13 protein-coding genes are annotated in these 13,078 nt (G+C 62.7%); 4 read left to right on the top strand and 9 right to left on the bottom strand.

Annotation, left to right across the window (positions count from 1 at the left end; all coding sequences use genetic code 11):
* Window positions 1–41 precede the first annotated feature (41 nt).
* The 7 genes from X728_RS157730 to X728_RS157760 form a co-directional block, all read right to left on the bottom strand.
* On the bottom strand, window positions 42–770 hold the full coding sequence (locus tag X728_RS157730; RefSeq protein WP_023670319.1) for an amino acid ABC transporter ATP-binding protein: 729 nt from the start codon (window positions 768–770) through the stop codon (window positions 42–44).
* A 70-nt stretch (window positions 771–840) separates the two neighbouring features.
* The gene (locus tag X728_RS157735) at window positions 841–1,515 is read right to left on the bottom strand and encodes an amino acid ABC transporter permease (protein WP_023684787.1); all 675 of its coding nucleotides are present in this window, start codon (window positions 1,513–1,515) and stop codon (window positions 841–843) included.
* The gene (locus tag X728_RS157740; RefSeq protein WP_023831100.1) at window positions 1,512–2,189 is read right to left on the bottom strand and encodes an amino acid ABC transporter permease; all 678 of its coding nucleotides are present in this window, start codon (window positions 2,187–2,189) and stop codon (window positions 1,512–1,514) included. Before X728_RS157740 ends, X728_RS157735 begins: the two co-directional genes overlap by 4 nt.
* A gap of 150 nt (window positions 2,190–2,339) precedes the next feature.
* Window positions 2,340–3,128: an ABC transporter substrate-binding protein gene (locus X728_RS157745; RefSeq protein ID WP_023684789.1), complete on the bottom strand. Its 789-nt coding sequence runs from the start codon at window positions 3,126–3,128 to the stop codon at window positions 2,340–2,342.
* Between the two features lie 108 nt (window positions 3,129–3,236).
* Window positions 3,237–4,400 (bottom strand): saccharopine dehydrogenase family protein, encoded by a 1,164-nt coding sequence (locus X728_RS157750; protein WP_023831099.1) that lies wholly within the window; start codon window positions 4,398–4,400, stop codon window positions 3,237–3,239.
* On the bottom strand, window positions 4,397–4,906 hold the full coding sequence (locus X728_RS157755) for an Lrp/AsnC family transcriptional regulator (protein WP_023670324.1): 510 nt from the start codon (window positions 4,904–4,906) through the stop codon (window positions 4,397–4,399). Before X728_RS157755 ends, X728_RS157750 begins: the two co-directional genes overlap by 4 nt.
* 102 nt (window positions 4,907–5,008) lie before the next feature.
* The gene (locus X728_RS157760; RefSeq protein ID WP_023689036.1) at window positions 5,009–5,740 is read right to left on the bottom strand and encodes a 3-keto-5-aminohexanoate cleavage protein; all 732 of its coding nucleotides are present in this window, start codon (window positions 5,738–5,740) and stop codon (window positions 5,009–5,011) included.
* A gap of 200 nt (window positions 5,741–5,940) precedes the next feature.
* Between X728_RS157760 and X728_RS157765 the strand changes: the two genes are divergently transcribed.
* Window positions 5,941–6,363 (top strand): OsmC family protein, encoded by a 423-nt coding sequence (locus tag X728_RS157765; RefSeq protein ID WP_023670326.1) that lies wholly within the window; start codon window positions 5,941–5,943, stop codon window positions 6,361–6,363.
* Window positions 6,364–6,407: 44 nt separating this feature from the next.
* Window positions 6,408–6,947, top strand: a complete 540-nt coding sequence (locus X728_RS157770; protein WP_023695530.1) for a hypothetical protein — start codon at window positions 6,408–6,410, stop codon at window positions 6,945–6,947.
* A gap of 46 nt (window positions 6,948–6,993) precedes the next feature.
* Here X728_RS157770 and X728_RS0134705 read toward each other — a convergent pair whose 3' ends face one another.
* Window positions 6,994–7,449 carry a hypothetical protein gene (locus X728_RS0134705; RefSeq protein WP_155923950.1) on the bottom strand — a complete coding sequence of 152 codons (456 nt, stop codon included), beginning with the start codon at window positions 7,447–7,449 and terminating at the stop codon, window positions 6,994–6,996.
* A 65-nt stretch (window positions 7,450–7,514) separates the two neighbouring features.
* Here X728_RS0134705 and X728_RS157775 point away from each other — a divergent pair, with 65 nt between their 5' ends.
* Together X728_RS157775 and X728_RS157780 are read left to right on the top strand one after the other, a co-directional pair.
* Complete coding sequence (locus tag X728_RS157775) at window positions 7,515–8,258, top strand: 2OG-Fe(II) oxygenase (RefSeq protein WP_023805622.1); 744 nt, start codon at window positions 7,515–7,517, stop codon at window positions 8,256–8,258.
* A gap of 378 nt (window positions 8,259–8,636) precedes the next feature.
* Window positions 8,637–10,259, top strand: a complete 1,623-nt coding sequence (locus X728_RS157780) for an ABC-F family ATP-binding cassette domain-containing protein (RefSeq protein ID WP_023689031.1) — start codon at window positions 8,637–8,639, stop codon at window positions 10,257–10,259.
* 45 nt (window positions 10,260–10,304) lie between these two features.
* On the opposite strand, the gene X728_RS157785 is transcribed toward X728_RS157780, so the two are convergent.
* Window positions 10,305–12,926, bottom strand: coding sequence for an EAL domain-containing protein (locus tag X728_RS157785; protein ID WP_023827696.1), 2,622 nt, complete (start codon window positions 12,924–12,926; stop codon window positions 10,305–10,307).
* Window positions 12,927–13,078 lie beyond the last annotated feature (152 nt).

Raw genomic sequence — 13,078 nt, 5'->3', positions numbered from 1 at the left:
CCTGCCCCGCGGCCTTTCGGACGACCGGCTTTGGCTAAACTCTAATGCCTTAGAATCTTGCTTAGAAAAGCCCGGCTGCGGTCGGTCTTCGGGTCGGAGAAAAACGCTTCCGGCGTGCCGCTTTCGACGATGGCGCCGGCGTCCATGAACACCACGCGCTGCGCCACCTTGCGGGCAAAGCCCATTTCGTGCGTTACCACCATCATGGTCATGCCTTCCTCGGCCACCGCGACCATGACGTCGAGCACTTCGGAAATCATCTCGGGATCGAGCGCCGAGGTCGGTTCGTCAAACAGCATGATCTTGGGGCGCATGCCGAGGCAGCGCGCGATGGCCACACGCTGCTGCTGGCCGCCGGACAGCTGTGACGGGTAGGCGTTGACCTTGTCGGCGAGGCCGACCTTGGCCAGCAAGTCGCGCCCGGCCTGCTCGGCCTCGGCGCGGGGGATCTTGCGCACATGGATCGGCGCCAGCGTGACGTTTTCCAGCGCCGTCTTGTGCGGGTAGAGGTTGAACGACTGGAAGACGAAGCCGATCTCGGTGCGCAGCTGCGTCATGTTGGTGGCGGGGTCGCCGAGGCGCTGGCCGTCGACGACGAGGTCGCCATCCTTGATCGCTTCCAGGCCGTTGATGCAGCGGATCAGCGTCGACTTGCCCGAACCACTTGGGCCGCAGACGACGACCACTTCGCGCGGCTCGACGCTGAGCGTGATGTCCTTCAGCACATTGAGCGAGCCGAACCATTTGTTGACGCCGCGAAAGTCGATCATGCCCGTTTTGGTCAGGTTTGTCTTGGTCGGGCTTGGATTGGTCATGGCGGTCAGCCCTTTGGGTTCGATGTCACAGCTGCACCTCGCCATGCGCCGCGCCCATGCGGCGCTCCAGCCGGCGGGCGAGCATGATCAGCGGATAGCAGACGACGAAATAGCCGACGCCGACCAGGAAGAAGACCAGCAGGCCGTTGGGCACACGCTGCACCACAAGCCAGCCGACGCGGGTGAGGTCGGTCAGCCCGATCGCCGAGACGACGGAGGAATCCTTGATCAACAGTACATATTGCCCGACCAGCGGCGGCAGCACGATGCGCATCGCCTGCGGCAGCACCACCTGGCGCATGCGTTGCCAGCGCGACAGGCCAGACGCCAGAGCTGCCTCAACCTGGCCGGTCGGCACCGAGCGGATGCCGGCGGCGACGATCTCGCAGATGAAGCACGCGGCGAGGTTGGTGAGCGCGATGATGCCGGCCGTGAAGGCATCGAGCTCGATGCCGAATTCCGGCAGGATGAAGAAGATCAGAAAGATCTGCACCAGAAACGGCGTGCCGCGGATCAGGTCGACCCAGGCGCCGATCACGCTCGAGATCAGCCGGTTGCCGCCGGTGCGCAATATGCCGAGGCCGAAACCAAGCAGCGTGCCCAGCACCAGGCTGATCGCCGACAGCATCACGGTCATCCCGAGGCCGCGCAAGGCGAGGGGGTAGCTGCCGGCCAGGCTTTGCAGCTGTTGCCAGATCATGTGCTGCTCCTTGCCGGCTGCAGACGAAGCCAGCGACTGGACAGCCCCGCCAGTCCTTTGAGGCCGTAATAGAGCAGCAGATAAAAGGCGGCGATGGTGATGAAACCTTCCGCCGGCATGAAGCGGTCGGACGCCAGCAACTGGCCGGCGCGCGTCAGTTCGGAAACCGAGATCAGCGACAAAAGCGCGGAATCCTTGACCAGCACGATCGCCTGGCCGAGCAGCGGCGGGATCGTCACCTTGAAGGCTTGCGGCAGGATGACCAGGCGCATGCGCTGGACATAGGTCATCCCCGAGGCGACGCCGGCCTCGACCTGGCCGCGCGGGATCGACAGGATGCCGGCGCGGATGATTTCCGCGACATAGGCGCCGCTGTTCAGCGACAGAGCGATGATGCCGACGACCAGCTCGGGCAGGACGAAGCCGAGACGCGGCAGGCCGAAATAGAGGAAGTAGAGCTGCGCCAGCAACGGCGTGGCGCGCACGGCATCGATATAGCCCTTGGCCAGCACGCGAAACAGCTGGCCGCGCTGCAGGTTCATGGCGGCGAGCACGATGCCGACGGCCAGCGCGCCCGCAAAGGACAGCGCCGACAGCCACCCGGTCGTGATCAGACCCTGCCCGAACAAAGGCAGATATTCGATGATGGTGCGGAAGCTGAAATTTTCGAGCATGGCGGTGAATGGTGAATGGTGAATGGGCAGTAGTGAGTAGTGAGTAGTGAGTAGTGAGTAGTGAGTAGTGAGTAGCGTCCGGAATGGCCATTCACCATTCACCATTCACCATTCACTACTTCCTACTCACTACTCCCTGCTTACCTCTGCTTAGTGATCCTTCTTCCAGGCGTCGGAATTGACCCAGTAGTCGAGGTTCTTCTGCAGGCGTCCGTCGATGCTGACCTGGTTGAGGAACAGGTTCATCCAGATCAACAGGTCCGGCTCGTCGTAGCGGGTGGCGAAGGCAAGCGGCTCCTTCGACAACAGGTCCGGCATGATGGTGAAGGTGCCGGCGGGATAGGCTGTCGACTGACCCTTGACCGCCGAGACGTCGTTGACGCCGCAATCGGCTTGGCCGTTGTTGACCGCGTCGAGCAGCAGCGGGCCGCCGCCCTTGTAGCTCTTGATGTCGGCATCCGGGAAGGCGTTCTTGGCTTCCTTTTCGCCGGTGGCGCCCAACAGCACGGCGATCTTGGTGCCCTTGGCCTTGCAGTCCTCGGTTGTCTTGAACTTGCTGTCGGCCTTGGTGAAGACGGTGCTGCCCGTATACATGTAAGGTGTGGTGAAGGCGACCTTCATGCCGCGCGCCAGCGTCGGCGTCATGTCGGCGACGAGCAGGTCGGCCTTGCCCGAAAGCAGCGCCGGGATCAGCCCGTCCCAGTCATAGTCGAGGAAGGTGATCTTGACGCCCATTTCCTTGGCCATCAGCTCGGCGAGTTCGACCGAACTGCCGGTGCGCTCGCCGGCCGCGCCGACCAGCGAGAAGGGAGGTCCTTGCGTCTGTACCGCGACGCGCAGTTCGCCGCGCTTGGTGATCTCGTCGAGCGTTCCGGCACTGGCAGCAGCGGTCAGGCCCGCAAGCGCAAGTCCGGCGATGAAAAGCTTGGCAATCTTCATTTGGCATTCCTCCTGTAATCGTTGTTGTTCCACTTTGTTATTCCACCCTTTTGGGTGTTTTTTGAGCGGCGGCACCGTTTGCCGGCGGCAGCCACCGTTCGAAAATCCTCAGTCCCAGGCCACCGTCTCGGCAACCTTGATGCCACGCCTGGCCAGCTCGTCGAAGAAGGGTTCGTCCGGCACATGCAGCAGCGGGTTCAAAAGCCCTGGTGTGGCGATCTCGCGCCGCGCCAGCATCTGCGCCACGATGCTGGCGGGATAGCCGACGCCAAGGCTCATGCCGAACAGGCCTGATGCCAGGTCGCGTTCGATGATCAGGTCCGACGTCACCGTTTTGGCGCGGCCGCCTTCGAGACCGGAAAAGACATTGCGCATCACGCAAAGGTCCTTCTCGTCGGCGCCATATTGCAGTTGCGGGCCGAGCAGACGGCCGAGAAATTCGCGTGGGCTGGCGCCGGTGCCGGGCACCTTGTCTTCGGAGAGGAAACCGAGTTCCTTCAGCGGCGCCCAGAACGCCGACCATCCCGGCCAGCGCAGCGTATAGCGGCCCGAGCGTTGCAATCCCTTGGCGGCTGCCAGCATCTCGACATAGTGCAGAGCGTCGCCATTGGGGAAAGCTTCCAGCCGGCCGAGGCCCGCGACCTCGATCTCGTGGATGAAGGCATTGTCGTGCTGTCGGCCGGCCGGCACTTCGACGCGCTTGCCATGCTCGATCATCACGCTGTCGCGGTTCTGGCTGACCAGAACCATGTCGAAATTCCAGCTCACCTTGTAGCAGAGCGGCTTCGCCATCGCCTTCGGTTCGGGGATGCCGCCGCAATAGGAATCGATCGAGGAGATCCTAGAGAACTGCTTTGCGGCGCGCGCGTAGAGCACGAGGTCGATGCCGGGGTCGAGCCCGCATTCGGTCATGATCGAAACGCCGGCCTGTTCAGCCTCCGGCGCCAGGTCGGCAATCGCCTTGCCGTAGTTGGTGGTGACCAGCGGCGTGCGCGTTGCGATCGCGGCCTGCACCGCCTCGCGCATCAATGGCTGCGGCAGCAGATCGATGGCGGCGTCCACATCCGCCAGCACGGTGGCAAGCGCCGGACCGATCGCGCCCTCGGGCATGACGAAACGCACGCGGGAAAGGTCGGTCAGCCCGGCAAGCCGGGCAGGGCCGTCAGCCGACGTATCGACGCAGACGACTTCCTCGACACCGGCGCTGGCGACGAGATCGGCGATGGCCGCCCGTCCCTGCAGGCCGAGGCCGCCGAGAACAGCTATTCTCATGCCGGCTCCTTGCGTGACGGTGTTTCTTCCGACCAGCAGCCTTCGGGAAGGCTGACCCATTTGTTGCATGAAGCCATGACGACGAAGGTTTCGCTGCGCACGACTTCCCCGGGAATGCCGGCGCCCGGAATCAGCTCGCTGGTGATGCGGTAGAGGTCGGCGACATCGCCGGCGACGGTCACGTCGACGATGATGTCGAAGCGCCCGGTAACCACCGAGGCCGAGTTGACGAAAGGCAGTTCGGCAATGCGCTGCGCCAGTTCCCGGGCGCGGCCACGTCCCTGAGCGTTGATGCCGACAATGGCCGAGATCAGCTCGGGGCGTTCGGTCAGATTGAGCAGCCCGACGATCTTCAAGAGGTTGCGGTCGAGCAGATTGCGCAACCTTGAGCGCACCGTCGGCACTGAGATCGCCATCGTCTCGGCGAGCCGGTTGATGCCGGGCTGGGCATCTTGCGACAACAGCTTTACCAGCCGTCGATCGGTTTGATCGAGATGCTCACGCAAAAGGCAAGGCTTTCATAAAGGAGAAAAATGTGGTGGAATTTCTTCCTGATATGAAAATAGCCTACGAGATATTTATAATAACAGCAAGAGGTGAGTTTGTTGCTACGCTGATCGAATCGACTGGAACATCGCTACCGCCGCAGCTGTCAGCGCCGCATTGCCGGATGCCGCCGCGCCATCCGGCAGATGCTTCCCATCCTCCAGCCCGACGCGCGTCGACCAGTTGCGATCCGCGGCACGGCGCACGAACGGCCACACCGTCGCGTTCTCGCCATGCAGCAGGATGGCACGGCGAATGCCGGCGCGCTCCAGGACCTGTTCGATGCCGCCGGCGACCGCAAAAGCCTCGTCTAGCGTCTGCTCGGAAATCTCGATCAGGACGCGCAGCACGCGCCCGCCATGGTCGAGGCTGACGAGGCGCTCGGCGTCGGCGACCGAGGCCAGACCCGCCTCGATGCCGATGCCGCGCTGGCGCAGGCTCTCCATGACGATGGGTGCCGCCGCCTCGCTGAGATTGACCGAGGCATAGTCCGGCAATTCGCGCCAGCCGGCGATGGCGACCAGCGTGCTTGTATCGTCATTCTCGATCCAGGCGCCGGTGGAGACGCCGATCAGCGTACCGGGGCAGGCACGGCGCAGCCCTGCGATGGTCGGATCCATCGCTGCCGGCGCAAGGCTCTCGCGGCGGTCCGCGCTGCGGGCATGGACATGCAGCTCAGCTGCGCCCGCGGCAATCGAAGCCGCCCCGTCGCGCGCCATAGCGTCGGAGTCGAGCGGCAGTGTGGGGTGAAAATCGGCGGCGCGCGCGCCATTGATGCAGGCCTGGACGATCATGGCTCTCGCGATCCTGTTGCGGATCGCGCGAGCCTACCGCAGGGCAGGGCGGAGAGGGAACGGGCGTGGTGAAGATTGCTGACAGGGTGCCGCTTCTGCGGAGGTTGCGGTATCGGCCCAGGACATACCATATAGCGGGACAGGACACGCCACGGGCGATCCTTACCCCTTTGCCGGACTGCCGGCCAGAAGGATTTGCGATGGCTGAGTTGAAGGTCAGAACCCGCGTCACCGGCGCGACGGCGACGCTGCAGCCCGGCGGCTTGCCTTCCATCACCACTCCGACCGGCGGTGCAGTCGATGTCGTCACCGGCGTCAGCGCGCCGGGCTTCAATCCGCTCGACCTGCTCTACGCCTCGCTCGCCGCCTGCATGGTGCTGAGTGCGCGCATCGCCGCCTCCCGCCTCGGGGTTGCCGCCGCGCTTGGCGAGGTGCGCGCCGAGGTCAGCGGCGAGAAGGCCAAGGACGAGCCGTCGCGCGTCGAAAGGCTCAACATCAGGCTCGACATCTCAGGCGATCTCGACGCTGCGACCAAGCAGCGGATCGTCGAGGACGCCGAAGCGATCTGCACGGTGTCCAACACGCTGCGCGCCGCGCCGCAATTGCATACGACGCTTGGGTGAGGGCTTCGCAGAATGCCTCGCTGCCACCAACCAAGGACCGTCCCATGGCCATGATCCCGCCGATCGACTACGCCTCGGCATCGCAAGACATCCGCGCCGAGCACGACAGGGAGCTTGGCCTGCGCGGACGCATGACCAACATGAAGCGCATCCTGCTGCATTCACCGGCGGCCCACCGCATCTATGCCGAATGGTTCACCCTGCGCGATCTGCTCAAGCCCGCACTCGACGACCGCGCTGTCTGGCTGTTGTCGCTGGCGATCTCCGAGAGATGCCGCGCCGAGATACCGCTTACCTTCTTCCGCCGCGCGCTGATCGACAGCGGTCTTGATCCCGAGGCGATCGAGCCCAGCGCTGAAGAAGCTTTGCTGATCGAATTCGGCAAGGCAGTCGCTGCCGATACCAACGCCGTTCCCGACGATGTCTGGGCGGCACTCAAGGCTAGCTACGACGACACACTGCTGGTCAACCTCGTCGCCTTCGCCGGCATCATGGTGGCGACCTGCCTGTTCACAAACGCGGTGAGGGTCGATCTGGACCCTGAGTTGGAGGCGTATCGCCGCAAGGGTGCCGATCCGGTCTGATGCGATCGATACGCAGTCGATCTGCAGTGGATATCGCCCGGAAGGATCAGCCGTAGTAGCCGGCTCCAAACAGCAAAAGTGTTTCCACCTGGGAGTCCGCTTCTTTTCCTATGGCTGTCCAGATGCTGATGCCGAGAGCATTCGAAATCGCGCTATCGATCTCGACCTTCACATTGGGGTCGGTTTGTCTCAAGAACCTCAGCGCAACCTCCATGGAAATCGGAAACAGCGACGCGCCACCCAGTTCCAAGATCGCAGGCGAGGTGAATTCTAGCGCTTCGAGTGCGCCATCGGCCTTGTAATAGGCGAATACTCCAAGGTCCGGCCAATAGTCGGCCGGAACGCTGGTTGGGCTCCGCCGAAAGACCTTGAGCTCTCCTGAAAAGAAGGATCTGACAGTCGCCTTAGACGATCCGAGAGGAAGCCCTTTGACGCCATTTAGCGGTTCGATCGAAAGATGCATGACAGTTAATCGCTGCCGGCAGCAGATGACAATGTTCATCGCAGGAATCGGGTGGCCCAGGCGCCTCGTTCGCCCCACTTTGACCGCAAGCAAAGGAGGCATCCATGACCATCCATTCGATAAGCACCAAACGCGCAGCCCATTCGGCCGAAGCGCGCGTCGCAGCGCAGGACTGGAGTGCTCTGGTCGGCGAACTGAACAGCCACGGCAGCACCGTCATGCCGGCGCTGCTTTCACCCGAGGAGTGCACCGAGATCGCCGGTCTCTATCCGCATGAGGACCATTTCCGCAGCCATGTGGTGATGGCCCGCCATGGCTTCGGCAAGGGCGAGTACCGCTATTTCCGCTATCCGCTGCCGGATCTGGTCGGTGGCCTGCGCACCGCGCTCTATCCCAGGCTCGCCGGCGTCGCCAACGACTGGAACGAACGCATGGGCGCGGCACGGCGCTATCCCGATGACCACGCCGCCTTCCTCCAGCTTTGCCACGAAAGCGGCCAAACGCGGCCGACGCCGCTTCTCCTGCAATATGGCCCCGGCGACTTCAACTGCCTCCATCAGGACCTCTATGGCGATCTCGCTTTTCCCCTGCAGGTGGCGATCCTGTTGTCGCAGCCCGGCGAGGATTTCACCGGCGGCGAATTCGTCCTGACCGAACAGCGCCCGCGCATGCAAAGCCGTGCCGAAGTGGTGCCGCTGACCCGGGGCGATGCGGTGATCTTTGCTGTCCACAACCGCCCGGTGCAAGGCACGAAAGGCCATTACCGCGTCAACCTCAGGCACGGCGTCAGCCGCCTGCGCTCCGGCAGGCGGCATACAGTGGGGATCATTTTCCACGACGCGAAGTGACAATTCGTCGGACACAGCCAAAGCACCTCACTACCGCTGCTTATTGACATGGCGAGTTCGGCGGAACAGTCTCCGCTTGTGTAAGAGAGGGGCATTTATGAAACGATCCTATGAGAAGCCGACACTCGTCAGACGGGGCAAGCTCGCCTCGCTCGCCGCCCAGCAGGTGCCGTCAATAGAAGCGGAAGTGCCCGCACCGAACTGAGTACAGAAGCTGGTTCAAAAACAGCCCGTTGCGCAAAATCGCGCGGCGGGCTGTTTTGCATTCTGGAGGTGCGGACCGCAGCGGCTTTTGCGCGCGGCGTCAAATGGGCGCTTCCTCTGGCGCGGCCGATCGCGTAAGGGCCGGGGAAAATCCTCCAAGGTTCTTCCAGTCGCATGATCCGTCTTGAAAGCATCAGCAAACAGAACGGCCGCCAGCTTGTCTTCATCGAGGCCTCGGCCTCGCTACAGAAGGGCGAGAAGATCGGCCTTGTCGGTCCGAACGGCGCCGGCAAGACGACTTTGTTTCGCATGATTACCGGCCAGGAGCAGCCCGACGAGGGCCAGGTGCAGGTCGATCGCGGCGTCACCATCGGCTATTTCAGCCAGGATGTCGGCGACATGGCCGGCCACAGTGCTGTGGCCGAAGTGATGAACGGCGCCGGGCCGGTCAGCGACGTGGCGGCCGAAATGGCCGAACTCGAGGCGGCCATGGCCGATCCCGAGCAGGCCGACCGGATGGATGAGATCATCGAGAAATATGGCGAGGCGCAGCACCGTTTCGAGGAACTCGACGGCTATGCGCTCGATGGCCGCGCCCGCGAAGTGCTGGACGGCCTGGGCTTCAGCCAGGAAATGATGGACGGCGATGTCGGCAAACTGTCCGGCGGCTGGAAGATGCGCGTGGCGCTGGCCCGCATCCTGTTGATGCGGCCCGATGTCATGCTGCTCGACGAACCGTCCAACCATCTCGATCTCGAAAGCCTGATCTGGCTGGAGCAGTTCCTGAAAGGTTATGAGGGCGCGCTGCTGATGACCTCGCACGACCGCGAGTTCATGAACCGCATCGTCAACAAGGTGGTCGAGATCGACGCCGGTTCGCTCACCGCCTATTCCGGCAATTACGAATTCTACCAGCAGCAGCGGGCGATCGCCGACAAGCAGCAGCAGGCGCAGTTCGAGCGCCAGCAGGCCATGCTGGCCAAGGAGATCGCTTTCATCGAGCGCTTCAAGGCGCGGGCGTCACACGCCGCCCAGGTGCAGAGCCGGGTGAAGAAGCTCGACAAGATCGATCGTGTCGAGCCGCCCAAGCGCCGTCAGATCGTGAATTTCGATTTTCAGCCGGCGCCGCGCTGCGGCGAGGATGTCGTGACGCTGAAGAACGTCCACAAGGGCTATGGCAGCCGCTCGATCTATGAGGGGCTGGACTTCCAGGTCCGCCGCCGCGAGCGCTGGTGCATCATGGGCGTCAACGGCGCCGGCAAGTCGACACTGCTGAAGCTGGTGGCCGGCGCGTCTGACCCGGATGCCGGCACAGTTGCTCGGGGGCCGAGTGTGAAAATGGGCTATTTCGCCCAGCACGCCATGGAGGTGTTGGAGGGCGAACGCACCGTGTTCCAGACGCTGGAGGACGCGTTTCCGCAAGCCGGCCAGGCGCCGCTCAGGGCACTCGCCGGCTGCTTCGGCTTTTCCGGCGACGAGATCGAGAAGAAATGCCGGGTTCTGTCAGGCGGCGAAAAGGCGCGCCTGGTGATGGCGCTGATGCTGTTCGATCCGCCCAATCTTCTGGTGCTCGACGAGCCGACCAACCACCTCGACATCGCGACCAAGGAGATGCTGATCACGGCGCTGTCGCAATACGAAGGCACCATGCTGTTCGTCTCGCACGACCGCCATTTCCTGGCCGCACTCTCCAACCGCGTGCTGGAACTGACGCCAGAAGGCATCCACACCTATGGCGGCGGCTATACCGAATATGTGGAGAGGACCGGGCACGAGGCGCCGGGGCTGCGGACCTGACGCAGGTCCTGCGTCCGCATTTGCGTCCAGCAAAGCCAGGATTTGTCAGCTCGCCGCCAGCCATTTGCGCGACTGCGCGAAGGCCTTGAAGGCTTTGGCATCCATCGGGTAGCCGAACAGGAAGCCTTGCAGGATGTCGCAGCCAAGCTCTTTCAGGATGCGCGCGTGCTCCATCGTCTCGACGCCCTCGGCGATCACTTCGATCCCGAGCGACTTGCCGATGTCGATGATGGACGACACAAGCTGCCGCTGTGCGGTTGAGCTGGTGATGGGGGTGACCAGCTGGCGGTCGATCTTGAGGCGACGGGGCCGCAACTTCAACAGCGAGACGATCGAGGCATGCCCGGTGCCGAAATCGTCGATCTCGACGTCGATGCCGAGCCCCTTGATGTGTTCGATGTTCCAGCTGACCAGCTCGTCGTTTTCGTCGAGGAAAATCGACTCCACCAGTTCGAACGACACGGTCCCTTCCTTGATCGGAAGCTTGCGCAAACCCTTGATCAGGTCCCTGTCTTCCAGGCGCCGTGCGGAAACGTTGACCGAGACGCGCGGGATGTTGAGGTGGCTGCGCGACCAACGCTCAAAATTATCGAGCGCCTGCTCCAGGACGGTGCGGTCGATAAGCGCCACGACATTAAGTTCTTCAGCCACCTTGATGTAGGCGTCGGGGGTCAGCATGCCGCGTTGCGGATGATCCCAACGCGACAGCGCCTCGACGCCGACGATCTCCAGCGTCTTGGCGTCGAACTGCGGCTGATAGTAGACGATGAATTCGTTCCGCTCGAGCCCGCCCAGAATCTCGTCGGCGGTCTGCTTGGTCCGCACGATCTCGCTCTGCAGCTCTTCGTTGAAAAACTCGTAGCGGTTGCGGCCGCGGCCTTTCGCCCGGTACAGCGCCAGATCGGCATTGACAAGCAACTGCCTTGCATCGACGCCGCTATTGGCCGCAATGCCGATGCTGACGCCGAACCGGCACTGGTGACCCAGATAGTCGACCGGCTGGCGCATCGCATCGATAATGTGGTCGGCCAGCGCGGCGAGTTCCTTGTCGTCGCGTCCATGGCTCAGCACGACAAACTCGTCGCCGCCGATGCGCGCAACGAAATCGGCACTGCCGACGCTGGCCTTGATGACTTTCGAAGCATGCACCAGCAATGCATCGCCCGCTGCATGGCCGAGCGTGTCGTTGATCTGCTTGAACCGGTCAAGGTCGAGATGCAGCAACGCCGCACGGCCGTCGGCTTCGCGGTTTTCGGCAAGCATCTCGTCCAGATACCGACGGTTGGGCAGACCGGTCAGCGAATCATGCATCGCGACATGCTCGATGCGGGCTTTGGCCAGGTTCAGTTCGGCATTTTTCGATTCTGAAAGGCGACGTTCACGCACGAGATTCTCGTTGAGCAGCACGTCGCCTGTCACATCCCATTCGGCGCCGATCATTTTTGGCGTGCCGTCGATGTCCCGGAAGAAACTGGCGCGGGTGCGCACATGGCGAATGGTGCCGTCCGGCCGCAGGAGCCGATACTGCGAAGAGTAGGGGCCTTGTGTTGCAACAGCCGAATCGAAATCTGCTTTAGCCCGTTCGAAGTCTTGGGGATGGATCGCCAGCGCCCAGTCGTCATAGCTACGGGTCTTGCCGCCGCCGGGTTTGCCATAGATTTCGTTGATGCGGTCGTCCCATACGAGTTCGTTGCTGACGGTATCGTGCTCCCACACGCCTATAGCAGAGGCTTCCAACGCCAGCTCCAGCCGCCGGGACAGGCGCCTCAACTCGGCGTCACTTTTCTGCCGCTCACCGAAAAGACGTCCTGCCACGAGGATCGGCAGCACCACCAGCGCGCCGGCAAGCGCCATGAGCAGACGCAACAGCCACTCATTTTTCGGAGCGGTCGGCCAGCCGCCCTTCGGTATGGCTGAAATTTGCCAGGAGCCTGAAGGCAATTGCACCTCTGCCATCACCGGATTGCCGGACACGACATTATCGCCGCCGAAGAACAGTTCCCCGCCGCCGCCGAGCGCATCCTTGCCGATAAGCGCCACATCGATATCCAGATCAGGGTCGGTCAGTCCGCTGGCAGCGTAGAGCCGATCGACATCGATCACGGCCGAGACGATACCCCAGAAACGGTCGCCGCCACCCGCCGTCGGCACGAAGACCGGGATACGGCCGATGAAGCCACGTCCGCCTTGCGCCAGTTTGACCGGCCCGGCGAGCACCAGCGCGCGCTGGTCACGGGCGCGAAGCGCGGCCATGCGTTGCGTATCGCTCTTGCGGTAGTCCAGCCCGATGGCTTTTTCATTGCCTTCCAGCGGATACATCAGCGCGATGACGAGGTCGGGGGCGCCGGCAATATCGCGCAACTGCGATTTTTGCTCGAACAGATTACGGGCGAGTGCCGCAAATCTTTGCTGGCCCATATAGGGCTCGGTAACGATTGTCGAAACGAGACCCTGAACCAGCTGGAGATTGCCGCCTATGTTGCCTTCGAGCTTGGCGCGTATGATGTTGACCTTGGCCAGGACGTCGGCGCGCGCCAGCTGATCGGAGACCTCTCTGTTCCTCTGGTCGGCAACCAGGGCGCAGACGAGAAGCACGACAAAGGCAATCGCCGCCGGCAAGTTGGCGGAAGAAAAAACGGCCCGTTTCAACCGGCCGGAATTGAGCATTGCACCTGCCAACTCGATCCGAAGACCTTTCCAGGACAGTAGTCCTTCGGTCGACCATAGTAGCTAAAGCTTAAGTTTGAGCTTCGAGACGAATCCGAGAACAAACGGTAAGCTTTTGGCTGCCAGGGTCCAGCCGAAATCTGAATGAGTGT

The organism is Mesorhizobium sp. L103C119B0, assembly GCF_000502235.1.
GTDB lineage: Bacteria > Pseudomonadota > Alphaproteobacteria > Rhizobiales > Rhizobiaceae > Mesorhizobium.
This window is presented reverse-complemented; position numbering and strand designations above follow the sequence as displayed.